At 65.4% G+C, this 24,170-nt stretch carries 20 protein-coding genes and 1 riboswitch; of the genes, 3 read left to right on the plus strand and 17 right to left on the minus strand.

Features of this window, described 5'->3' with window-relative positions:
- Positions 1-5: 5 nt before the first annotated feature.
- From FURADRAFT_RS04975 to FURADRAFT_RS04990, 4 genes are all read right to left on the minus strand, one after another.
- Positions 6-266 (minus strand): cytochrome C oxidase subunit IV family protein, encoded by a 261-nt coding sequence (locus tag FURADRAFT_RS04975; protein WP_014086629.1) that lies wholly within the window; start codon positions 264-266, stop codon positions 6-8.
- Positions 267-423: 157 nt separating this feature from the next.
- Positions 424-1,014: a cytochrome c oxidase subunit 3 family protein gene (locus FURADRAFT_RS04980; protein WP_008953028.1), complete on the minus strand. Its 591-nt coding sequence runs from the start codon at positions 1,012-1,014 to the stop codon at positions 424-426.
- A 113-nt stretch (positions 1,015-1,127) separates the two neighbouring features.
- The gene (locus FURADRAFT_RS04985; protein ID WP_008953029.1) at positions 1,128-2,573 is read right to left on the minus strand and encodes a cbb3-type cytochrome c oxidase subunit I; all 1,446 of its coding nucleotides are present in this window, start codon (positions 2,571-2,573) and stop codon (positions 1,128-1,130) included.
- Between the two features lie 45 nt (positions 2,574-2,618).
- Positions 2,619-3,044: a c-type cytochrome gene (locus FURADRAFT_RS04990; RefSeq protein ID WP_008953030.1), complete on the minus strand. Its 426-nt coding sequence runs from the start codon at positions 3,042-3,044 to the stop codon at positions 2,619-2,621.
- A 153-nt stretch (positions 3,045-3,197) separates the two neighbouring features.
- On the opposite strand from FURADRAFT_RS04990, the gene cobA reads away from it, so the two are divergent.
- The 3 genes from cobA (at position 3,198) to FURADRAFT_RS05005 (ending at position 7,530) form a co-directional block, all read left to right on the plus strand.
- Positions 3,198-4,037, plus strand: coding sequence for a uroporphyrinogen-III C-methyltransferase (cobA, locus tag FURADRAFT_RS04995; RefSeq protein ID WP_008953031.1), 840 nt, complete (start codon positions 3,198-3,200; stop codon positions 4,035-4,037).
- A 263-nt stretch (positions 4,038-4,300) separates the two neighbouring features.
- A riboswitch (glycine riboswitch) is annotated at positions 4,301-4,389 on the plus strand.
- A 254-nt stretch (positions 4,390-4,643) separates the two neighbouring features.
- Positions 4,644-5,900, plus strand: a complete 1,257-nt coding sequence (gene glyA / locus FURADRAFT_RS05000) for a serine hydroxymethyltransferase (RefSeq protein WP_008953032.1) — start codon at positions 4,644-4,646, stop codon at positions 5,898-5,900.
- 229 nt (positions 5,901-6,129) lie between these two features.
- A complete protein-coding gene (locus tag FURADRAFT_RS05005) occupies positions 6,130-7,530 on the plus strand; it encodes an L-serine ammonia-lyase (protein ID WP_008953033.1) in 1,401 nt (466 codons plus the stop codon).
- Positions 7,531-7,605: 75 nt separating this feature from the next.
- Here the strand turns inward: FURADRAFT_RS05005 and msrA are convergent, their stop codons facing one another.
- From msrA to FURADRAFT_RS05070, 13 genes are all read right to left on the minus strand, one after another.
- Complete coding sequence (msrA, locus tag FURADRAFT_RS05010; RefSeq protein ID WP_008953034.1) at positions 7,606-8,250, minus strand: peptide-methionine (S)-S-oxide reductase MsrA; 645 nt, start codon at positions 8,248-8,250, stop codon at positions 7,606-7,608.
- 38 nt (positions 8,251-8,288) lie between these two features.
- A complete protein-coding gene (locus FURADRAFT_RS05015) occupies positions 8,289-10,040 on the minus strand; it encodes a cytochrome c biogenesis protein DipZ (RefSeq protein ID WP_008953035.1) in 1,752 nt (583 codons plus the stop codon).
- Between the two features lie 16 nt (positions 10,041-10,056).
- Positions 10,057-10,614 (minus strand): peptide-methionine (R)-S-oxide reductase MsrB, encoded by a 558-nt coding sequence (msrB, locus tag FURADRAFT_RS05020; RefSeq protein ID WP_008953036.1) that lies wholly within the window; start codon positions 10,612-10,614, stop codon positions 10,057-10,059.
- Between the two features lie 178 nt (positions 10,615-10,792).
- Positions 10,793-12,151 (minus strand): MFS transporter, encoded by a 1,359-nt coding sequence (locus FURADRAFT_RS05025; protein ID WP_008953037.1) that lies wholly within the window; start codon positions 12,149-12,151, stop codon positions 10,793-10,795.
- A gap of 853 nt (positions 12,152-13,004) precedes the next feature.
- Positions 13,005-13,943 carry a choline ABC transporter substrate-binding protein gene (locus FURADRAFT_RS05030; protein ID WP_008953038.1) on the minus strand — a complete coding sequence of 313 codons (939 nt, stop codon included), beginning with the start codon at positions 13,941-13,943 and terminating at the stop codon, positions 13,005-13,007.
- 209 nt (positions 13,944-14,152) lie between these two features.
- On the minus strand, positions 14,153-15,136 hold the full coding sequence (locus tag FURADRAFT_RS05035) for a GlxA family transcriptional regulator (protein ID WP_008953039.1): 984 nt from the start codon (positions 15,134-15,136) through the stop codon (positions 14,153-14,155).
- Positions 15,137-15,280: 144 nt separating this feature from the next.
- Positions 15,281-16,153, minus strand: coding sequence for an ABC transporter permease (locus tag FURADRAFT_RS05040; RefSeq protein ID WP_008953040.1), 873 nt, complete (start codon positions 16,151-16,153; stop codon positions 15,281-15,283).
- Between the two features lie 64 nt (positions 16,154-16,217).
- A complete protein-coding gene (locus FURADRAFT_RS05045; protein ID WP_008953041.1) occupies positions 16,218-17,396 on the minus strand; it encodes a quaternary amine ABC transporter ATP-binding protein in 1,179 nt (392 codons plus the stop codon).
- Positions 17,397-17,766: 370 nt separating this feature from the next.
- Positions 17,767-18,870: a hybrid-cluster NAD(P)-dependent oxidoreductase gene (locus FURADRAFT_RS05050; protein ID WP_008953042.1), complete on the minus strand. Its 1,104-nt coding sequence runs from the start codon at positions 18,868-18,870 to the stop codon at positions 17,767-17,769.
- 148 nt (positions 18,871-19,018) lie between these two features.
- Positions 19,019-20,278, minus strand: coding sequence for an aromatic ring-hydroxylating oxygenase subunit alpha (locus tag FURADRAFT_RS05055; protein ID WP_008953043.1), 1,260 nt, complete (start codon positions 20,276-20,278; stop codon positions 19,019-19,021).
- Between the two features lie 78 nt (positions 20,279-20,356).
- A complete protein-coding gene (locus tag FURADRAFT_RS05060; protein WP_008953044.1) occupies positions 20,357-21,130 on the minus strand; it encodes an electron transfer flavoprotein subunit beta in 774 nt (257 codons plus the stop codon).
- Positions 21,127-22,254, minus strand: a complete 1,128-nt coding sequence (locus tag FURADRAFT_RS05065; protein ID WP_008953045.1) for an electron transfer flavoprotein subunit alpha/FixB family protein — start codon at positions 22,252-22,254, stop codon at positions 21,127-21,129. The genes FURADRAFT_RS05060 and FURADRAFT_RS05065 overlap by 4 nt, the downstream gene beginning before the upstream one ends.
- Before the next feature lie 14 nt (positions 22,255-22,268).
- Positions 22,269-24,170: a (Fe-S)-binding protein gene (locus FURADRAFT_RS05070; protein ID WP_008953046.1), complete on the minus strand. Its 1,902-nt coding sequence runs from the start codon at positions 24,168-24,170 to the stop codon at positions 22,269-22,271.

A 24,170-nucleotide genomic window follows, 5' to 3' on the forward strand; every position in this document is an offset into this window, starting at 1 on the left:
TTCTCTCACAGGAAACTGAAAATCAACACGGCGCTCACCAGCGCCAGCCAGCCGTGCACGGTCAGCCGCAGCCAGGCTGGGGCGTGGCGCAAGGCCATGTAGTGCTCGACGATGGCCAGGCCCTTGAGCCAGGCCACCGACAACGCCGCCAGCGCAAGGTGGCCGGGGGTGAGGTGAGCGTCAGCAAGAAAAGCCGCCAGCAGGGTCAGCGCGGTCAACCACAGCCACACCCGCCAGACGGTAGGGAAATCTCTCAAAGCGTTCATAGTCATCAACTTACGCGTCGGGCCCCGGCCTCACCTTGACCAAGGGCAAGCAATAAAAATCACTCAGAACCGGTTCAGGATGTGTCGCGGACGGCCCTCGGCTGGGCTACGCCATGGCGTCCCGATTAGGGACGTGCAACACGATCGTGGACAGGCTCTAACGTGCCACGTACACCAGCGCGAACAGCACCACCCACACCAGGTCCACCATGTGCCAGTAGGCGGCGGCGGTCTCCACACCGGCGAGCTGGCCCGGCCGGTAGCGCCCGTCGCGGGCGTACACGGCCACGGCACCGATGATCACCATGCCGAGGATGACGTGCAGGAAGTGGAAGAAGGTGAGCGACAGGTAGAACATCCAGAAGGTGTCGCTCGACAGCGTGATGCCGGCGGCGAACTTGCCGGCGAACTCGCCGCACTTGAGCACCACGAAGCCCATTCCCAGCGCCACGGTCAGCCACAGCAGACGCCGGGCGGTGCGCTGGCGATCGAGCACGAAGGCCCGCACCGCCGCCGACACGCTGGCGCTGCCGGCAATCAGCAGCAGGGTATTGACGGTGGGCACGCCCAGCGCCAGCTGGCGCTGGCCGGCGACGAAGGTGGCAGGGTCGTGCGCCCGGGCATAACCGTAGGCGAGAAAGAACACCCCGAACACCAGCAGCTCGGCGAGGATGAAGAACCACATCGCCAGATCGCCCGGCACCTCGCGCGGGTTGGCCGAAGCCGACAGGGTTACGCTCTGGTTCATGTTTGCCTCCCAGGATCCGGCCCGGCCCCGCATCGCACACGCAGCGGGCCAAACCGGCTTCCGATAAAAAAAGGCGACCCGAATCCCCCCGGGCCGCCTTCAGCTACACACACTCAGTGGGCGGCTTCGTCGGTCTTGCCCTTGACGAAGAAGCTGATGATGTAGAGCGCGAGACCGATGAAGAACACCACGCCGCTGGCTTCACGCAGCCAGTAGTAGGTCGCGGCATGGTCCTGAGCGACCATGAACGGCATCGGTGTGGTACCCATGCGCTGCAGCGACACCTGCACGTAGCCGGCGGCGGTCAGGAACAGCGTGATGGCCACCATGGCAAGGGTCATCAGCCAGAACGACACCATCTCCAGTTTCTGGGCGCCGCGGCTGTTGGCCTCGCGACCACGCAGCTTGGGCATGGTGTAGGAGATCATCGTGATCACCACCATGGCGTAGGCACCGTAGAAGGCCATGTGACCGTGCGCGGCGGTGAGCTGAGTGCCGTGCGTCAGGTAGTTCACCGGAGCCAGCGTATGCAGGAAGCCCCACACCCCGGCGCCGAGGAAGGCCATCACACCGGTCCCCAGGGCCCACAGCACGGCGGCCTTGTTCGGGTGTTCGCGACGGCGACGGTTGACCATGTTGAAGGAGAACAGCGTCATCATGAAGAACGGAATCGGTTCGATCGCCGAGAAGATCGAGCCCCACCACTGCCAGTACCCCGGGGTACCGATCCAGTAGTAGTGGTGACCGGTGCCGATGATGCCGGAGATCAGCGTCATGGCGATGATCACGTACAGCCACTTCTCCACCACTTCGCGGTCGACGCCGGTCACCTTGATCAGCACGAAGGCCAGCATGGCTCCCATGATCAGTTCCCACACGCCTTCCACCCACAGGTGCACCACGTACCACCAGAAGTACTTGTCCAGCACCAGGTTGGTCGGGTTGTAGAACGAGAACAGGAAGAAGATCGCCAGGCCCCACAGCCCCAGCATCATCACCAGGCTGACGCTGGTCTTGCGGCCGGACAGCACGGTCATCGACAGGTTGTAGAGGAAGGACAGCGCCACCAGCACGATCCCCACCTTGGTGATGGTGGGCTGCTCCAGGAACTCGCGTCCCATGGTCGGCAGAATCTCGTTATGGGTCAGCTTGGCCAGCGTGGCGTACGGTACCGACAGGTAGCCGACGATGGTCAGGGCGCCCGCCACCAGGAACACCCAGAAGGTGATGATGGCGAGTTTAGGACTGTGCAGCTCCCGTTCCGACTCCTCCGGAATCAGGTAGTAACCGGCGCCCATGAAGCCGAACAGCAGCCACACGATCAACAGGTTGGTGTGCACCATGCGCGCCACGTTGAACGGAATTTCCGGGAACAGGAAATCGCCGATCACGTACTGCAGGCCCATGATCAGGCCGAACACGATCTGGCCGAAGAACAGCCCGATGGCGGCAATGAAGTAAGGCTTGGCTACCGCCTGCGAGCGGTATTTCAGCCGGGTGGCGGCGTGTTCCTCCACACCCCGAGGGGTGTCGAGAACCGCCGTGGTCGAGGTACTCATGCGAATCTCCCTAAATCTGACAAGAATTCATCCCGCTCGGCAGCCTTAGCCTTCGATGTTGGGCGGCCAGTTGTTGGTATTGATCTCGGAGCTGTACTTGAGGAAGGCGACCAGGTCGTCCAGTTCGCCGTCGGTCAGATGGAATTGCGGCATCTGGCGACGACCCGGGGCGCCGGTCGGCTGACCCTTGATCCAGGCCTTGATGAACTCCGGTCCGCGGCGCTGGTAGACGTTGCCCAGTTCCGGCGCAAAGTAGGCGCCCTCACCCAACAGGGTGTGGCAGCCGATACAGTTGCGCGTCTCCCAGATGTTCTTGCCGCGCGCGACCTGCTCGGTCAGGTTGACGCGGTTGTCGCGCTTGGGCAGCGCCTGGGTGGTATCGAACGTCAATGCAAGAAACAACAGAAAGAAAAACACCGCCCCACCATAGAAAATATTGCGGGCGGTCGACTTGGTGAAGCTGGCGCTCATACGGCCTCCTATCACATATCACCGGAAACACCCGGTGCCTGGGGTAAACTGTATGGGCGATACATGTTTACGACATTGATGCGAATCAACGATTTCCCGGCCGCGCCATTCCTACACTTGCGCCATTGTCATCGCCTTGCTGCAGGAGTCCGCATGAACCACCCCGCCTCTCCCCCCCTCTCGGCAGCGGCCGCCAGCGCCGCTCAGCCCGCCTCCGCCAACGACGACTTCCCCCCCGGCACGGTCTGCCTGATCGGCGCCGGGCCGGGCGATCCGGAACTCATCACGGTCAAGGGACTGGCCCGGCTGCAACGTGCCGAGGTGGTGCTGTACGACCACCTGGTCGACCCCGCCGTGCTGGCGCTGGCATCGCCCTCGGCCTGGCGCATCGACGTCGGCAAGGAAGCCAGCCGCCACACCTTGCCGCAGGACGAGATCAACGCCCTGCTGATCCGCCAGGCTCGCCAGGGATGGCGCGTGGCGCGCCTCAAGGGTGGCGACCCGTTCCTGTTCGGCCGCGGCGGCGAAGAGGTCCAGGCGCTGGCCAAGGCCGGCGTTCCGTGCGAGGTGATCCCCGGCATCACCGCCGCCTGCGGCGCCGCGGCGCGCGGGCTGATCCCGCTCACCCACCGCGACCACGCCCAAGGCGTGAGCTTCGTCACCGGCCACCGCCGCGACGGCGAAGACGAACTCGAGTGGACGCGCCACACCGGCGCCGAGGAAACCCTGGTGATCTACATGGGCCTGGCCGAATCGGCACGCATCTGTGCCGAGCTGATGCGCCACGGCCGCCCCGGCACCACCCCCGCGGCCGTGATCGAGCGCGCCACCACGCCGCAGCAGCGCATCGTCAGCGCCGACCTGGCCACCCTGCCGGCACGCATCGCGGCGGCCGGCGTGCGTCCGCCAGCCTTGCTGATCATCGGCGAGGTGGTGCGGCTCTACCCGACGCTGAGCGCCGCCCCAGCCCCCGTTGCAGCCGCGCCGGCATGAGCCTGCCGACACGCGCCGGAAGTGTTGCATCGACCCGACACCGGCCCCGAGCAGGGCCGGTGCGCATCGGCCCGGCGGTAGCGGCTCGGCAGCTCAACAGCCGACCAGTTTCGTCACCAAAGCGACTATTCTCCCCGCCGGCTCCCCGTGTCGGCGGGCACTGCCGGCACCCTGCCCGCTGCGCCGCGTCCGTGCCGCCGCCGGCGCGTGACGAATCACGTTGACAGGCTGCGGCGGCATCTCTAGATTCGGCACCAGCCGCGTCAAACATTGCGGGAGAGACCACCTTGAGCGGTGGCGCCGAAGGGGTATCGCCCCAGAAACTCTCAGGCAAAAGAACCGCAATGTCGTTCGGCTCTCTGGAGAGTAGGCCCGTGAGGCCTCGCCGAAGGAAGCATGGCCGGGTGCCCGTCACCCCGCCGTAATCTCTCAGGCAAAAGGACAGAGGGGGCGTCATCTGACCTGTGTCGGATGGGGACCCGCGTCCGTGCCGTTGCACCCGCCCTTTACCCCTTCCCTCGCCCGTGCGGGCCACAGGTCGACACCAACGACCGGGCACGCGGCGGCCGCCATTGGCCGCCGGCCCTGCAACAACAAGGACAGCACATGTTTACCCAGGATATGCAGATTGCCGGCTTCGACGACGCCCTGTGGAACGCGCTGGAGGCCGAGCGCCAGCGCCAGGAAGATCACATCGAGCTGATCGCCTCCGAAAACTACACCAGCCCGCGCGTGATGCAGGCGCAGGGCTCGCAACTCACCAACAAATATGCCGAAGGCTACCCCGGCAAGCGCTACTACGGCGGCTGCGAGCACGTCGACGTGGTCGAGCAGCTCGCCATCGACCGCGCCAAGGAGCTGTTCGGCGCCGACTACGCCAACGTGCAGCCGCACTCCGGCTCGCAGGCCAACGCCGCCGTCTATATGGCACTGCTGGAACCGCACGACACCGTGCTGGGCATGAGCCTGGCGCACGGCGGCCACCTCACCCACGGCGCCAAGGTCAACTTCTCCGGCAAGATCTACAACGCCGTGCAGTACGGCCTCAACCCGGAAACCGGCGAGATCGACTACGACGAAGTGCAAAGGTTGGCCGAAGAACACAAGCCGAAGATGATCGTGGCCGGCTTCTCCGCCTACTCCCTGGTGCTCGACTTCGCCCGCTTCCGCCAGATCGCCGACAGCGTCGGCGCCTACCTGTTCGTCGACATGGCGCACGTAGCCGGCCTGGTCGCCGCCGGCCTGTACCCGAACCCGGTGCCGTTCGCCGACGTCGTCACCACCACCACCCACAAGACCCTGCGCGGCCCGCGCGGCGGCCTGATCCTGTGCAAGAGCAACCCGGAACTGGAGAAGAAGTTCAGCTCGCTAGTGTTCCCCGGTATCCAGGGCGGCCCGCTGATGCACGTCATCGCCGCCAAGGCCGTGGCCTTCCTCGAGGCGCAGCAGCCGGAATTCAAGGCCTACCAGCAGCAGGTCATCGCCAACGCCCGCGCCATGGTCACGGTGTTCCAGAACCGCGGTTACAGCGTGGTGTCCAACAAGACGGACGACCACCTGTTCCTGCTGTCGCTGATCAGCCAGGGGCTGACCGGCAAGGCAGCCGACGCGGCACTGGGCGCGGCGCACATCACCGTCAACAAGAACGCCGTGCCGAACGACCCGCAAAGCCCGTTCGTCACCAGCGGCATCCGCATCGGCACCCCGGCCGTCACCACGCGCGGCTTCAAGGAAGCCGAAGTGGAGCGCGTGGCCGGCTGGATCTGCGACATTCTCGACGACATCGAGAACCCGGCGGTGATCGAGCGCGTCAAGCATCAGGTGGCCGAGCTGTGCGCAGCCTTCCCGGTGTACCGCGGCTAAGAACCCGCCTCGCGATCGGTCGTGCACGCCGCAGGATGGGGCAATTCAGAGGAAACCATCATCGATGGATTCCCTATCCTGCGATGAGGACAATGCCAACAGCCCTCTCGGAAACATGGCAGGATCGTGACCCTTGATCGAGTTTTACCCCGGCCGGAAACGGCCGGGGGTTGTCTCCCGAATTCATCAGGCCCCCGCCTAGCGGGGTGCCGTAGCAAGAGAAGCAACCATGGCAATCAGCGTCTTTGACCTGTTCAAGATCGGCATCGGCCCGTCCAGTTCGCACACCGTGGGGCCGATGCGCGCCGCGCGCCAGTTCGTCGCCCGGCTAGAGAAGGACGGCCTGCTGGAACGAGTGGCCAGCGTGCGCAGCGAGCTGTTCGGCTCGCTCGGCGCCACCGGCAAGGGCCACGGCTCGGACGTGGCGGTACTGCTCGGCCTGCAGGGCGAACTGCCGGACGAAGTCGACACCGACGCGGTGCCGGCCATGGTGGCAGCAATCCGCAGCAACAAACGGCTGTCGCTGCTCGGCCAGCACGAAGTGGTGTTCACCGAGCCGGAGCACCTGGTGCTGCACAAGCGCAAGTCGCTGCCCTTCCACCCCAACGGCATGACCTTCGAGGCCCGCGACGATGCCGGCAACGTGCTCGACAAGCGCGCCTACTACTCGGTGGGCGGCGGCTTCGTGGTGGACGAGGCGGCGGTGGAGGCCGGCTTCGTGCCGCCCGGCGCCACCGAGCTGCGCCATCCCTTCAACAACGCCGCCGAGCTGCTGGCGCTGTGCAAGGAACACAACAAGCCGATCAGCCAGATCATGCTGGAGAACGAACTGGCCTGGCGCAGCGAGGAAGAAGTGCGCGCCGGTCTTCTCAACATCTGGCACGTGATGCAGGCGTGCGTGAAGCGCGGCTGCGCCCACGAAGGCATCCTGCCCGGCGGCATGAAGGTCAAGCGCCGCGCCGCCGACATGCACCGCAAGCTGCTGGCGGCGCCCGAGGCCAGCCTGCGCGACCCGCTCACGGTGATCGACTGGGTCAACCTCTACGCGCTGGCGGTGAACGAAGAGAACGCCGGCGGCGGCCGCGTGGTCACCGCGCCGACCAACGGCGCGGCCGGCATCGTGCCGGCGGTGCTGCACTACTACTCGCGCTTCGTGCCGGGCGCCAACGAAGACGGCGTGGTGCGCTTCCTGTTGACGGCCGGCGCCATCGGCATCCTGTTCAAGCTCAACGCCTCGATCTCGGGGGCGGAAGTCGGCTGCCAGGGCGAAGTCGGCTCGGCCTGTTCGATGGCGGCGGGCGGATTGGCCGAAGTGATGGGCGGCACCCCGGAACAGGTGGAAAACGCCGCCGAGATCGGCATGGAACACAATCTCGGCCTCACCTGCGACCCGGTGGGCGGCCTGGTGCAGGTGCCCTGCATCGAACGCAACGCCATGGCCTCGGTCAAGGCCATCAACGCGGTGCGCATGGCGCTGCGCGGCGACGGCCAGCACTTCGTCTCGCTCGACCGCGTCATCAAGACCATGCGCGACACCGGCCGCGACATGAGCACCAAGTACAAGGAAACCGCCCGCGGCGGCCTGGCCGTGAACATTGTCGAGGTGCCGGTCAACATCGTGGAATGCTGACCGCGTGCCCTCGGCACCCTTCCTCTGACGTCCCTTCCCCCGCTCGCCGGGGGTTCTTTTTTTGTCTGGCCCGCCTCAGCGATACAGCGCCGGAAACGCGCGGCGCAGGGCGTCGAGCTTGGGCAGATCGTTGATCACGATGTAAGGGTTGTCCGGGTGCAGCGCCAGGAAATTCTGGTGGTAACCCTCGGCCGGATAGAACGCCTTGAGCTGCACAACCTGGGTGACGATGGGTTGGCCGAACACGCGCGCCTTGTCCAGCTGCGCGATATAGGCCTGCGCCACCTGTTTCTGGCCGGCGTCGGCATAGAATATCGCCGAGCGGTACTGCGTGCCGTGATCCGGCCCCTGGCGGTTCAGCTCGGTCGGGTCGTGCGCCACCGCGAAGAACACCTGCAACAGCTGGCCGTACGAGACCTTGGCAGGGTCGTAGCTGATCTTCACCGCTTCGGCGTGGCCGGTGGTCCCGCTGCTGACGGTCTCGTACTGGGCGCTGGCGGCGCTGCCGCCCGAGTAGCCCGATACCACGCTGGTGACGCCCTTGACGTGCTTGAACACCGCGTCGACACCCCAGAAGCAGCCACCGGCGAGCACGGCGACCTGGCTGCCGTGCGCGGCGGGAACCGCTCCCGCGAAGGCGGGCACGGTCTGGGCACGAACCGGCGTCAGCAGGCCAGCGCCGGCACACAGCACCCACAACAGGGTGCGGATGCGAATCATGGTCTCACTCCTCAGTAAGGGGATGGGGACGTGGCGCCTTAGCCAAAGGTAAACGCGAACGCCTGCACCCCGGCGTCGAGAAACTCGATCTGGAAGGTGCGTTCCCGTGCACCTGCCTGCTGACGCACCAGCTGGTACAGCCGGTTGCCGTCGACCGTACCGCTGCCGTCGGCCCCGACGTCGGCGCCGTGGTCGGCTCCCGGTGCCGCACCATCCAGCGTCACGCGGAAGCGCACCGGCGTGCCAGGCGGATTACCCAGCACCAGATGCAGGTCGCGGCCGCGGAAGCGATAGACGATGGCCCCCTGCGGGCGCGCCAGCGTGGCCGATTCGCCCCCCACCTTCCAGCGGCCGGCGAGCCCCCATTGGTTGAGCGCTGGAGCAGGCGGAGTCGAATACAGGGCGACACGATCCGGCCGGAAGCGCTCGGGCGAGGCGAAATACTCGGCGCGTTCACTGCCGATATAGGTTTCCGGCGAGACATGGACGTCGCCGCCGCCGGCCGCCATCACGCCCTGGGCGGGCAACGGCAGCGCCCGGGCCATCGGGCCGGACACCTTGGAGTGGGCCTCCGCCAGCAACTGGCGGATCGCCGCTTCGGTGTGGGCGTAGTCGCCCTCGCCGAAGGTGTGGTCGCGTACCCGGCCCTGGGCATCGATCAGGTAGTGTGCCGGCCAGTACTGGTTGTGGTAGGCATTCCAGATGGAGAAATCGTTGTCCATCGCCACCGGGTAAGGGATGCCGAGGTCGCGGATGGCTTTGCGCACATTGCCCTCGTCGCGTTCGAAGGCGAACTCCGGGGCATGCACGCCGATGATCACCAGGCCCTGGCCCTGATATCGGTCCCACCACGACTTCAGGTAGGGCAAGGTGCGCAGGCAGTTGATGCAGGAGTAGGTCCAGAAATCCACCAGCACCACCTTGCCGCGCAACCCGGCCAGGCTCAGCGGTGGCGAATTGAGCCAGCGCGTGGCCCCGGTGAGCGCCGGCGCAGGCCCTTCATCCGCCAGTTTGAGCGTGCCCGCCACCGGCATCACGCCGGCGTTCGGCGCTGGCACGACGGGCGGCGTGGCGCGAGCCGACAGCGTGTTGATCAGCGCCTGCTCGGTACGGGCGGTGCTGGCGTAGGAGATTTTTGCGAGATATTGGGTGTCCAGCCCGAGCGCGATCGCCGTCACCCCGGCCAGTACCGCGACGCCGAGCCCGCGCCGGATCCACTCCTCGGCCCCCAGGCCGCGCTTCATCAGCCGGAAGAGACGGCTGCCGGCGAACAGCGCCCCGGCCAGCGAGGTGCCGGCACCGGCGGCAAAGGCCAACAGCAGCAGCGCCGTGTGCGCGTTGGGACCGTTCAGCGCGGCGCCGGCCAGCACCAGCCCCAGGATCGGCCCGGCGCACGGCGCCCACAGAAAGCCGATCGCCACACCCAGCAACAGCGCACCCTTGACGCTGCCCTGGTGCTCGGCCTGCTGCTGCAATTGTCCGCCCAGCCGTACCAGCGGCCGCATCACGCGCTCGGCCAGCGCCGGCAGCAGCAGGGTCAGCCCCAGTAGCGCCATCAGCACCAGCGCCGCGATACGACCGTATTGATTGGCCGCCACCACCCAGCTGCCGCCGACCGCGGCGAGCGTGGCCACGCCGGCGAAGGTGAGCGCCATGCCGAGCAGGATCGGCAGGCCGGCGCGCCGGAACGGCTGGTCGGCACGGGCGAACACGAACGGGATCACCGGCAGCACACACGGGCTGAAGATGGTCAGCACACCGCCAAGGTAGGAAAGCATCAGCAATAACATCGCACCACCTCCGCTTTCAGGATGCCTTGGCCAGCGGAACGAAACGCAGCGCCACGGTATTCATGCAGTAGCGCAGCCCGGTCGGCGGCGGGCCATCGTCGAACACGTGACCCAGGTGCGCCTCGCACAGGGCACAGAGCACCTCGGTGCGCACCATGCCGAGCGTCACGTCGCTGTGCGTGGCGATGTTCTGCGCGGCAATCGGCTGCCAGAAACTCGCCCAGCCGGTGTGCGAGTCATACTTGGTCCGGGAACTGAACAGGGCGTTGCCGCAGCAGACACAACGGTAGAGTCCGGCATCGTGACGGTCATAGCCGGGAATGGAAAACGGGGGCTCGGTGCCCTGCCGGCGCGTCACGGCATACGCCAAGGGCGACAACAGGCGCCGCCATTCGGCATCCTTCTGCACCAGCGGCAGGGTAACCGGGCCGAGCTGCGTTCCCGCATCCGAGAACTTGATCACCGTCACCATCCGGGGAGCGAGCGCGGAGGTGGCGGCGCGGGCGGCGCGATGCATCGCGAGCAGCGCAACGCTCCCCCCGCTCAGGCAGCGCAGAAATTGTCGACGTTTCATGATCAGGACCTCCCTTCCCCTTTTAGTCGCGCCGGGAGGCTATTCCTTACACTCCGACCGGCGGACCAAACGATAAAAGGTGTTCCGAGAGGACACGCACATGCCGAAAGGACATCCCGTCCTTCCGGAAAGTTTCCCGCTGCCCCGAACCACGCTTTGCCGACAACTCCTGCTGGTGCTAGTGCGAAAACCCCGAGGCCGTTTCGCTGAGGCTCTTGCCCTTGGTTTCGGGGGCCAGCCATTGCGACACGCCGGCACCGACAGCGGCGATGCCGGCAGCGATCAGAATGGTCACCGAGGGGCCGAGGTTGCTCATGGCCCAGGGCATCAGGAACGTACCGAGGCCGGCCCCGATCCGGCTGAAGGCGGCGGCAAAGCCCGTCCCGACCCCGCGGATCTCGGTCGGGAATACTTCGCCCGGGTAGATACAGGTCAGCGTACCGCAGCCTGCGTTAAAGAACGAAAACGCGAGGAACAGGCCCAGCACGGCCATCCCCGGCGCATCTGTCCACAAGCCGAGAATCACGAGAAGCACGGTGATGATCCACTGCGGCGGCACCGTGAGCACGCGACGGCCCGCCTTGTCGATCAACAGGACCGTGGCCACACTGCCGGCCAACGCCACCGCAGACAGCCCGACGCCACCGGCCAGACCGCCGCCGAGACCGAATTTCTGCAACACGCTGTCGGCGAACGTGGCGATCGCGAAGTACGGCGTGACGACACAGAAAAAGAACAGCGACACGAACAGCGTGGACCGCCAATACTGACGGGAGAACAGCTTCCGGAAACCACCGCCCGAGTGGACCACCTCCCTCTCAATGTCGGCCAAGTCGGAGGCACTTCCCATATACCGACGCGCCACGGAGCGCGCCTGCTCCGTACGGCCCTTGCTCCACAGCCAGCGCGGCGATTCGGGCATGCCAAGTCGGCCGAGGAACAACGCCACCGCGATGAACGTGCTCGTGCCGAGAATGTTTCGCCAGCCGAGGTCCGTATGCTGGTTCAGCAGATAGCCCACGACGAAGGCGAACATAAAACCGGCGTACCAAGCAATGAGGGTCAGGCCCATGAGCCGCCCACGGTGCCGGGCTGGGGAGAATTCCGACAGCATCGGCCAACCAACGGAGTATTCTGCGCCGATCGCGACGCCCATCAGCAACCGCACCACGAACAGTTCCAGAGGCGAGTTTGTGAAAAACTGCATGACCGACGCGATCACGAACAGCCCGATGTCGAGCATGAACAGCGGTTTGCGGCCGAACTTGTCGCCCGCCCACCCGCCCAACGGCGAGCCGAAGAGAATGCCGAACAGCGCGCCAGCGGCGATCAGGCCCTCCCAGACCACCGATATGCCGAGCTCGGCAGTCATCTTGCCGGCCACCGGGCCGACAATCCCGAGGATATAACCATCCAGAAACGTGCCGCCGGTCAGGACAAGGATCATTCTGATCATGAAGCGCCGCTTGAACGCTGCTGATGTCTCATCCTCAATCGCTACGGCGGAAACAACCGCTTCCTTTTGTAACGAGGTCATCCATATCTCCTTTGTTTTGCGGCATGCCCGGGACCGGAAGGCGGCGCACACCCGCTCTGTCGGTCGCCACAAACACGCCATTTTCTTAAAACTGCACAAGCCACGACCACCGGCTGTCTCCCGCCCGGTGGTGCATTACATCGATTGATCGTGCCCCGATCGCCGGAAGAGGAAAAAGGGATTGGTGCCGTCGCAGCGGCGACAGGTCGTGAAGCACAGTTGCGGTTCGATTGACCGCTTCCTGCGACTCGCACGCGGCCACAGAGCGCTTACCCTAGGCTCTGGCCGGCCAGCATTCCATGGTCTTCGCCATGCTCATTCATGCCATGCCGATTCTTCACCATGCACGAAACGCGCCAGACGACATCACTTGGGCAGTGCAGTGTATTAATTGGCACAAGTCCGGACGCTAACCCACGCGTCCGGAATTCGACAGTAAACGACACCGACACGGGGGTGGGGCGAGCCGCGCAAGAGGCCGGAGGGGATCGATTGGAATCTGACAAAGCGATTGTTACTGGGTCAGATCAGTTGGATAAGCCACCGGTGGCGCATTTATTTCAAGAAGAGTGGACGGCTTCTCTCGCCATGTGATTTTCAAGACCGTTGCAGAGCCTGTTCAAGGTCTTTTCGCGGCGGCGGCCGAGCTCGGCTGGATGCCGTGCCAGACGAGAGTCCCACCGGGAAGGAAGACGATACGGAAGCGCTCAGCGCACCCAGCCCGGCACAGGGAAGAACGGCGGCTTGAGCCCCCCCCAACGCGCCCGGCCTTCTCTCTGAGACACGGCAGACAAAAAAAGCCGGCCCTCCTGGAGGAGGAACCGGCTATTAGGAGCGCTCTACACGCCCGTGCTTACTTCGCCAAATACTGATTGACCTTGGTCAGACCGTCCTTGCCATCAAAAGTTTTCACACCGGCCAGCCAGCCCTTCAGCACGTTCGGGTTCTTCTTCAGGTAGTCACGCGCGGCCTGCTCCGGCTTGACCTTGTCCATGATCGGACCCATCACGTGGTTTTCCATGTCGGTGGAAAACTGCAGGTTGGTCAAAAGGCGCGCCACGTTCGGACAACGGGTCTGGTAGTCGGTGGCCATCCCGGTGAACACCTTGGCTTCGCCGAAGTTGGGTCCGAAGACGTCATCCCCTCCGGCCAGATAGTTCATCTTGAACTTGACGTTCATCGGGTGCGGCTCCCAACCCAGGAACACCACCCATTTCTTCTGGCGGATGGCACGCTCCACTTCCGCCATCATGCCGGCCTCGCTCGACTCGACCAGCTTGAACCCGGAGAGCCCGAACTGGTTCTTCTTGATCATGTCGTCGATCAGCTTGTTGCCGTCGTTGCCCGGCTCGATGCCGTAGATCCTGCCATCCAGCTTGTCCTTGAACTTGGCAATGTCGGCGAAGGTCTTGAGACCGCCGGCGGCGACGTAGTCCGGCACCGCCAGGGTGTACTTGGCGCCGACCAGGTTGGGCTTGTCCAGCACCTTGATCTGGCCCGCCTTGACGAAGGGCTCGATCATCGGGGTCATGCTGGGGTTCCAGTAACCGAGAAAGGCATCGATCTGCTTGTTCTTGATGCCGGCGAAGGTGATCGGCACCGAGGCGATGGTGGTGACCGGCTTGTAACCCAGCCCTTCCAGCACCACGCTGGCCATGCCGGTGGTGGCGGCGATGTCGGTCCAGCCGACGTCGGCGAAACGCACCTTCTGGCATTGGGCCGGATCGTTCGCCATCGCCATGCTGGTGAACGCACCCATGACGAGCGCTCCTGCAATCTTGTACAGCTTCATGACTCACCTCTCCGATGCAATTTATAAGAATTGGCCGGTGCATGCCGCACCGTGTTTTGACAGCCAAGAAAACCGACGGTCGCCAGCAGATTGCCACGTCAGGAAGGGACAACTTGTTCGATGGCGACCACGATTTGCCGTGAAACGTCGTCTGGATGGACAACGGCCCCGGTAGAAGACACTGTCTTGCCGGGGCCGTTCCTGAAGCCTTACATGATGGCGGCTTCGAGCGTTACCTGTTGACGCTCACGGCTCGGCGGGTAACCGAACAGGCTGCGGTAGGACTTGGAAAAATGCGACGAGGACAGGAAACCGGTAGCGACGGTCACTTCCATCACGCTCATATTGGTCTGCAGCAGCAGCTCGCGCGCGCGGCGCAGGCGCAGGTCGAGGTAATACTGCGCCGGCGTGCTGCCGAGATAGCGTTTGAACAGACGCTCGAGGTGGCGCAGCGACACGCCGAGCTCCGCAGCCAGCTCGTCGAGCGAGCGCGGATTCTCGATGTTCATCTCCATGGCCAGCGCGGCGTCGATCAATGATTCGTGACCGGTACCGACGCGCGCCAGCAAGGGGATGTGCTGGTGGTCGTGCTGGTCGCGGATGCGGTCGACGATGAACTGCTCCGACACGTCCGCCGCCAGGCTCTTGCCGCCCTTGAAGCGGATCAGGTTGCACATCAGGTCGAGCGGCGCGGTGCCACCGCTACAGGTGAAGCGATCGCGGTCGATCACGAACAATTCGCTGGAGAACAGTACCTTGGGGAACTCCTCGCGGATGGCCGAAAGGTTTTCCCAGTGGATGCTGCTGCGGTAGCCGTTGAGCACGCCAGCCTTGGCCAGCGCGAAGGAGCCGGTGCAGACCGCCCCCAGCGGCACGTCGGCGGCGGCAAAACGGCGGATCACCGACAGCACCTGATCAGTGACCGCTTCACGCACCTGGATGCCGCCGCAGACGATGAGCAGGTCATACTCCGACGGGTCGGCCGGCGCCGTGATCGGCGCCACCGACAGGCCATTGCTGGCTGCCACCGGCTGACCGTCACAGGACAGCACCGACCAGCGGTAAAGCCTCTTGCGCGACAGGTGGTTGGCCATGCGCAGCGGCTCCACCGCGTTGGTGAAGGCGATCATGGAAAAGTTGGGCAACATCAGGAAACCGATATGTGCCAGCGAACCGAGTTGCTGCGGGCTCATGGTGACCTCCTAGTTCTCTGTGAGTGTGCGGACATTCGGGGCGCCTCGTGACGGGCGCTGCTAAATCAATCAGAACTTATGGGCACAGCAAAAAACAGGCCAGCCCCGCCACCGGCCAGCGGCGGCGGGGCCCGACGACCAGACTTAACTCTGGCGTGCCGCTTGGCCTCGGCCGAAGCTTTCGGTCAGGCGGTCCAGGATGATGGCGAGCAATACCACGGCCAGACCACTCTCGAAGCCGAGACCGACATCGAGGCGCTGGATGCTCGACAGCACGTCGTTGCCGAGGCCACCGGCCCCCACCATCGAGGCGATGATCACCATCGACAGCGCCATCATGATGGTCTGGTTCACGCCCGCCATGATCGCCGGCAGCGCGATCGGCAACTGCACCTTGAACAAGAGCTGGGTCGAGGTACAGCCGAAGGCATGGCCGGCCTCGACCTGTTCCTTGTTGACCTGGCGAATCCCCAGGCTGGTCAGGCGCACCGCCGGCGGCACGGCAAACACCACGGTCGCCAGGATGCCCGGTACGCGGCCCAGGCCGAAGAACATCGCGGCCGGGATCAGGTAGACGAAGGCCGGCATGGTCTGCATGAAGTCGAGCACTGGGCGCACCAGGGTATTGACGCGCTTGCTGCGCGCACACCAGATGCCGGTGGGGATGCCGATCATCAGGCTGATCAGCGTGGCCGACAGCGTCAGCGCCAGCGTCGACACGGTCTGCGGCCAGAAGCCGGTGCCGAAGATCAGCGCCAAGGCGGCCAATACGAAACCGGCGAAACGCCAGCCCAGGCGCCATACGCCGAGACCGATGAAGAAGCCCATGATCAGCCAGGGCGGCAGCGACAGCAGCGCCACCTCGATCGACTCGGCGAACAGGTCGACCGCGCGGCCGAAGGCGTCGAAGGCACCGCCGTTATGGTCCAGCAGGAAATGGATGAACTGGTTGACCCATTCACCGATAGGCAGGAAATCGTGCGGGTTGGTGATTAGGTGATGCAAGAAGTCGGACATGGCTGGATGCTCCATTCAGGGACGCGCCGCGGGCGCCGTCCACAAGATTTGTTCGGGACGACGGTCAGTGGGCGCTTTGCAGGCGATGTGCGGACAGCTTGGACAGCACGCTGGTGGCAGTGATCACGCCGAGGTAGCGGCCCTCGCCATCGGCCACCGGCAGCGGCTCGCTCTGTCCCAACAGGCGCTGCAGCACATCCGGCAGACAGGAGGCCGGAGCGACCGGGGACACCGGCACACAACGTTCGCTCGGGATGCAGCCTTCGCTGCGCAGCGTTTCGCGGCCAACCAGGCCCAGCAGCTTGTGGTCCTTGGAGACACAGGCCACCCAGCTGTGCTTGTCGAGTTCAGCGTGGTTGGCGGGGTGGCCGTTCACCACCAGGCCGGCCGCGCTCGGGTCGATCAGGTCCTTGGCTTGCAGATAGCGCGACGTGTCCACGCTCTTGAAGAACTCGCGCACGTAGTCGTCGGCCGGGTTCTCGATGATCTCTTGCGGCGTCCCCACCTGCACCAGCCGGCCGCCTTCCATGATGGCAATGCGGGTACCGATACGCAGCGCTTCTTCCAGATCGTGCGAGACGAAGAAGATGGTGCGGCTCTGGCCGCGCTGCAGGTCGAGCAGGATGTCCTGCATCTCGGCGCGCTTGAGCGGGTCGAGCGCGGAGAACGCTTCGTCCATCAGCATCAGCGACGGGTTGACCGCCAGCGCGCGCACCAGGCCGACGCGCTGCTGCATGCCGCCCGACAGTTCGTGCGGGGACTTGCGGGCAAACGGCGCCAGGCCGACCTGCTCCAGCACCTTCATCGCGCGGGCTTCGCGTTCCGTGCGGCCCATCCCGGCGATTTCCAGACCGAAGGCGGCGTTCTCCAGCACCGAGCGGTGCGGCATCAGGGCGAAGCTCTGGAACACCATGCTCATGTCGCGGCGGCGCAGCGCCACCAGTTCCGGTTGCGACAGCCGGGTGATATCCTGGCCATCGAGCAGGATGCGTCCGTCGGTCGGGTCCATCAGGCGGTTGATCAGACGGATCAGCGAGGACTTGCCCGAGCCCGACAAGCCCATCAGCACAAAGATTTCGCCCTCGTCGACCGAGAACGACACGTTGTTGACGCCGACCACCTGACCGGTTTTGGCAAACACGGTTTCCTTGCTCTCACCCGCCTTCAGGAGCCGCATGGCGTCCTGCGGCTTGTCGCCGAATACCTTGTACAGGTTCTCCACAACGATCTTGCCAGACTGCATCGCTTTCTCCTTTGCCTCGGCGTGGCCGATGTACGATGAAACAGCACCGTGCCGGACACCTCACCCACGACAGGTGGAAAAGGGCCTGATTCGCCTCAACAGTTGTAATAATTGATCTTAATCAAGGCAAAAGATAGGGGGGTTCGGCTAGGCAAAACAATCGACAGTCGACGGCAACTTGTCTTTAAACGACATCCGAGTCCCCCGCACCAGAACGGTAAGACATTGAAGAAAAAGGGCTGTTCGTGCACCACGAGCAGCCCTTTTTCAGTGCATGTGCACTGGCAGCAATACAACACCAAGACGGGTCTGAGCGGCCGGATACCGCCAGTAAAACAAAGCCGGCACGAAGGCCGGCTATGATAATCAGTTAACGGTCGAGCACGAGAGGGGTCAGCGGGATGCTGCAGCACGGCAGTATCCAGCCTTGGTCGATCTCGCGCTGGCGGATGCCACCGCCGTGCTTCATGTCGACCTTGCCTTCCAGCAGCTTGGTCTTGCAGGTACCACACACCCCCTGCGAGCACGAGGACGGCAAGCGCAATCCCTGTTGCTGCGCTGCGGCCAGCACGGTCTGTCCCGGTGCGGTGGTAATGACGTCGCCGAGCTTGGCGAAACGAACTTCGAAACCGCCCTCGCACCCCGCCGTCTCGGCCTGACACCCGGCCTCCTCCACCACGGGAGACGCCGCCAATTCGGCGAAATTGAAACTTTCCTCGTGATACAGCGCCATGTCGTAGCCGGCGTCGGTCAGCAGTTTGCGCACCGCGGACATGTACGGCGCCGGGCCACAGCAGTAGACCGCGCGCTGGCGGAAATCGGGTACCAGCCGCTCCAATGCAGGCAGATCGAGGAAACCTTCCAGGCCATGCCACTCCGGCTCGGGGTGGCGGCTTTGCACAATGGCCGCCTGGCGGAAGCCGGGGCGCATGCGCGCGATCTGCACCAGTTCATGACGGAAGATCAGGTCGGCCGGGGTACGCGCGCTGTGCACGAAGGCGATGTCGAGCTGCGGACCAAGGTCGGCGAGCGCCCGGCTCATCGACATCAGCGGGGTAATGCCGCTGCCCGCCGACAGGAACAAGTAAGACCGGACAGGGGCGGAGGCGTAGCTGAATTCGCCGGAGGGCCCCAGCACGCTGACGAGCTGCCCCGGTTTCATGTTGTCGTGCAGCCAGTTGGAGACCTGACCGCCCGGCACGCGCTTGACGGTGATGGTGACGGTGTCGGGCCGCGTCGGCGTCGACGACAGGGTGTAACAGCGGTTGACGGTTTGGCCGTCGATCTCCAGCTCCAGCGTGATGAACTGGCCCGGCAGATAGGCGAAGCGGCGCGCCGGTACGGCACGGAAAGTGAAGGTGCGCACGTCGTGGGTTTCGTCGTGCACGGCCACGCATTCGAGCGTGTCGTCCACCCCGGGCTGCCAGTACGGTGCCGGTTCGGTGAAGATGGCGGAGTGGATGGGTGCATTCATGATCGTGCCCTACCTGTGTAAGCCTGCTTCGCGTCTTGCCGCCCGGGCCGGTTCGGGCGTTGCGCCCGCCCTGCCCGCTCGCGACAAATGGTGAACAGGTTCTGAAAACTTGAAAAACGGGCCGGCCGGCGCCGGCCCGTGGACGGATTTACTCCAGCCCGGCGCTCAGGCGGTTGATGTACCACTCGGAGAACTTCTCGACCAGCGTCTCGGTGTACGGCGAGTACGGGCCGGGCTGGTAGGCCGAGCTCTTGGCACCTTGATGGGATTCTTCCACCAGGCGACGGTCCTGGTCGTTGGTGGCGTTCCACACCGCAGTGAGGTTCTCGACGTCGTAATCGACGCCTTCCACGGCGTCCTTGTGCACCAGCCACTTGGTACGCACCAGCGTGGTGTCGGCCGTCAGCGGAATCACGCTGAAGGTGACGATGTGGTCGGCCATGAAGTGGTGCCAGGAGTTGGGCTGGGTCCAGAACGACAGGCCACCGATCGAGGCATCCTTGAAGTCGGCCAGGAGCTTCTTGCACGCGGCCTTGGTGTCCAGCGTCTGCGACTGGCCGGCGCGGTCGAGCGGCATGCGCATGGTGCGGAAGCCGGTGACGTCGGAAAGGCGCTCGACTTCGGTCGAGGGCAGGCCACAGGACTCCCAGTGCTGGTGACGATCGGCCACCATCTCGTCGTACTGACGGAGCCCCTCGGCGGTTTCGGCCTTGGGCGCGAAGCCGTAGCTATAGGCGAACAGCGACACGGTCAGTTCGGGGTGGTTGGCGGTGCAGTGGTAGCACTCGCGGTTGTTTTCCAGCGTGAGCTTCCAGTTGCCCTGCTCGATGATGTCGACCTGCACCGCGACCTTGCAGTCGTCGATCTTGTGCGGGGCGATGTACGGGGTCATGGCCTCGGCCATGACGTCGAAGTCTTCCGGCGGGTTATCGGCCAGGCAGATGAACAGCAGGCCGGACATGTTGCGCACGTGCACCGGCTTGAGGCTGTGATGCGATAGGTCGAAACCTTCGGCCATGTGGTCGGCGAAGATCAGCTTGCCGGTCAGGTCGTAAGTCCACTGGTGGTACGGGCACACCAGGTTGCCGACCGTGCCCTTCTCTTCCGCACACAGACGCGAGCCGCGGTGACGGCAGACGTTGTGGAAGGCACGGATTTCGTTGTCGTCGTCGCGCACGATCAGGATCGGCTGCGAGCCGATCTGCACGGTCATGTAATCACCCGCCTCCGGCACGTCGATCGACACGCCGACATAGATCCAGTGCTTGCCGAAGATGTGCTCCATGTCGGCGTCGAATACCGCCGGCGAGGTGTAGAACGGCGCTTCCAGGCTGTAACCCGGCACACGGCGGGCCACCAGTTCGCGCAAGTTCAGGCTCGGATGAAACGCGATCGTGCTGCTGGTCATGATGATAGTTCTCCAAAAACAACGCTGCTTCGGGTTATAAAGCCGCCCCCGGGTGGGGCGGGTGGCGGCAAGTTGTTGTCAGAAATCGACGAGCTGATGGTCGCGCAGGTAATCGAGCAGAACTTGTGCTTTTTCGACTGGATCACCTTGTTTTACGACCAGGCCAGTCGTTTTTCCATCATCGGCGGCGATCGCCCCCAGCATGCGTTCATGCCCGCTGGCGCGGCTGGCGGCGACCAGCGGACGGGCACGACGGCCGGCCGGCTCATAACGCCACTCGGCAGCCTTGGCGGCCACCGGCATCAGCCTGCGCACCTTGCCCGCTTCCTTGCGCGCATGGGAGTACGGCAGAGCCGGCACGGCACGCTCGTGCACCGTCACCACCACCGGCAGTGCGGCGGCGAGCGAGCGGCGCTGCCCCTTGGGCAGGAATTGCTCAATTTCGACCGAACCACCCTTGATCGCCACCGAGAGCGCATCGGGCAACAACGGGGCCTCGAGTTCTTCGGCCAACTGGTAGGGCAACAGCGCACTGCCCTGCCCGCCGCCGGCGCGGGTGCCGCACAGCACCAGCTCGGCGTCGGCGATCTGCGCCGCCAGAAGCGGTGCGATGTCGGCGTCTTCGGCGGTAGGCAGCACCGTGACACACGACGCGCCCTGAGCTAGATAGCCCGCCAGCGCCTCGTCCGCGGCGGCGCCGGCGTACAACACGGTGAGCCGCTCGGATGACCCGGCGAGTTTGAGCCCCAGCGCCAGTGCGGCGCTGTCGGCGGGATGGGTACACGGGCGGCCGCTCACCGGGTGAATGGCCGGGGCCACCAGCACGGCCACTTTCAGCATGGGGGTGCTCATCGGGTGTTCTCCGTCGCGGGTCTGGCCGAGCGTTCGGCGGCCAGCAACTTGTTGAGCGCGGCGATCAGCGCCTGGCAATCTTCCACCAGGGTGAGATCGGCGCGTTTGACGATGGGCGCGGAGGCGTCCAGGTTGACGGCGATGACATGCCGGCATTCCTTGATGCCCTGCAGGTGCTGCACCGCGCCGGAGATGCCGAACGCCAGATAGGCGCTGGCCTGCACCGTCTTGCCGGTGGCACCGACCTGCTTGTCGCGGGTGAAACGGCCGTCGTCCACCGCCACGCGCGAGGCCCCGACGGCCGCGCCCATGGTTTCGGCCAACTCGCGCAGGCCGGCGGTATCCTGCACACCGTTGCCGGCGGAAACGATCAGGTCGGCTTCTTCCAGCGCAAGCTGCGAGGCCGGGCAGCTACGGCTGCCCAGATCGCGGATCCGGTCCGGCACCGACGGCAGTTTGAGGTCGGGCATCGCCACGCCGGCGCCGCGGAACGGCAGCCGGGCATCGGCCACCTTGCGCGCCAACAGCAGCACCGGCGGAATGTCACGCACGGCGAAGCGCCCGCCTGGTGCCAGCCGGCGCACTTCGCGTCCGGCCACCACCTCGATCACGTCGCTGGCCATGGCCAGGCGCTGACGGCAGGCAAAGCGCCGTCCCAGGTCGGCATCGGCGCCGCGGTCCGGGAAGCACACCTGCTGCGGCGCCTCCTGCTTCCACAGTTGGGCGAGCAGCGCGAGCTTGCGCTCCGGGGCGTAGCCCGGGTCTTCCACGCACAGCACGCGGTCGGCACCGGCCAGCGCCGCGGCCTCGCCCAGCGCCTCGGCCTGCGCGCCGAACAGCACGGCCAGCACCTCGGTATCGGCCGTGGCCATGATGGCGGCGGCGGCCAGGGTTTCGCGTGCCGCCTCGTCGAGTGCGCCGCGGTCGGTATGGATCACCACCAGCGAACGCCTGGCGAACGGGCCGGCGCTGCGCTGCGGTTTTTGCTGGCTGTGAGCGTGGCCGGCGAGCAGCGGCTCGCGGCTGCCGACGCTCTCGCCCAGCACGATGCGCTTGAGTCCGGACGGCCCGATCACATAGGGCCGGCGCGGGTCGATGCGCGGAATGGGTCGATCGTTGTACATGCTTTCTCCCGCTCTCAGTTAGCCAGCCGTGCGGCTACCAATTCAGCCAGCTCGACCACTTCCGGTCGCGGCCCCACCACGCCTTCCAGCATCGCGGTGCAGTTGGGGCAGGCTACCGCCACTTGTTCGGCACCGGTGGCGCGAATGTCGTCCATGCGCATGTCAGGGATGCGGCGCTCGCCCGGAATGTCGGTGAACGACGCCCCACCGCCCCAGCCGCAGCAGCGGCCCTTGCGCCCGGAACGTTCCATCTCCACCACCTTGATGCCGATACCCTTGAACACACGGCGCGGTGCATCGGTCTCGCCGTTGTAGCGGCCGAGGTAGCATGGGTCGTGGTAAGTGGTGGCCGGCAGCGGCGCCGCGTCGGCCTTGAGCGGTACGGCACCGCGTTCCAGCAGGTCGGCCAGCACCTGGCTGTGATGCTCTACGTCGTAGCGTCCACCCAGCACCGGATACTCGTTCTTCAGGCAATGGAACAGGTGCGGGTCGGGGGTCACGATACGGTTGAAGCGATAACGCCCCAGTGTGTTCATCATCTTGCCGGCGAGTTGCTGGAAGGTCGCCTCGTCACCGAGACGGCGCGCCAAATCACCGCAATCGGGTTCCACCTCGCCCAGCACCGCCACTTTCAAGCCGGCTGCCTTGAGCACCTTGACCAGCGCACGCAGCGCGCGCTGATAGCGCATGTCGAAAGCGCCCTCGCCCGCCATCAGCAGCCAGTCGGTATGCTCGCCCGGCAGCAGCACCGGCACGTTGAGGTCGATGGCCCAGTGGTAGCGCGCAGCCAGCGGGTAGCCACCGACGGTATCGGTATCGCGCAGGTTGGCCAGCGCCTCGCGGCCCTTGCCCGGCACCTCGCCACGCGTCAGCGTGACGTGACGGCGCAGGCTGACCACGGTGTCGACGTGCTCGATCAGCATCGGGCACTCCTCGACGCAGGCGCGGCAGGTGGTGCACGACCACAGCGTTTCGGGATCGAGCAGGCCGCCGACGATGGGCTGATGCGGGTTGCCCTGGCGCACCTTGCCGGCCTGGCCCGGGTGCGGGTTGCCGGCGTAGGCCGGGCCGCTGCCGGCAGCCATGCCGGTGACCATGTCCTGGATCAGCTTCTTCGGGTTGAGCGGCTGGCCGGCGGCGTAGGCCGGACAGGCGGCCTCGCACTTGCCGCACTGCACGCAGGCGTCGAACGACAGCAGCCGGTTCCAGGCGAAGTCGGCCGGCGTTTCGACACCGTAGTCCTTGCCGACCAGATTGATCGGTTTCAAGTCGGTGGAACGTTTGTCGCCGCTGAAGCGGTCCTGGCGCGGGTGGAAGGCCAGGTGCAGCAAGCCGGCCACGGCGTGCTTCATCGGGCCGCCGAGGCCGACGCCAAGCGCCAGTTCGGCACCGCCCAGAACGAGACCCGCCAGCGCCAGCAAGGCCAGACCCTGTGCGGCGGCGCCGAAGGCGTTACCGCTCAGTGCCAGCAGCGCCGCCAGCGCGCTGCCGACGGCGAACGCCAGCAGGCTCTTGGGCAGGCGGTTCCACGCCCCTTTAGAGAGCCGAGCCGGCGGCGCCTTGCGACGCGAGCGCACCAACACCGCGCCGAACAGCATCAACAGCGCGGCCAGCAGCATCAGGGCGTCGAGCGCCGGCAGGTACAGCATCAGACCGTAGTTGAGCGCCGCCAGCGCCAGCACCGCCACCGCCCCGCCGGCCACGGCCACGTGGGCCTTGGCGATGAAGGGGTCGCGCGCCACCACGTGGTGCAGGTCGACGAAATAGCGCTTGGGGATGGTCATGAGCCAGCCCAGCGCCACGGGGGCGGCGCGCCCCTGCCGCCACAGCGCGGCCCGGCGCACCAGCCCCAGCGACAGCAGCGCCGCGCCCAGCCAGAACAGGCCGGTGAGTGCATAAGCCAGGGTGAATGTCAT

The sequence above is a fragment of the Pseudogulbenkiania ferrooxidans 2002 genome (assembly GCF_000174355.1).
Lineage (GTDB): Bacteria > Pseudomonadota > Gammaproteobacteria > Burkholderiales > Chromobacteriaceae > Pseudogulbenkiania > Pseudogulbenkiania ferrooxidans.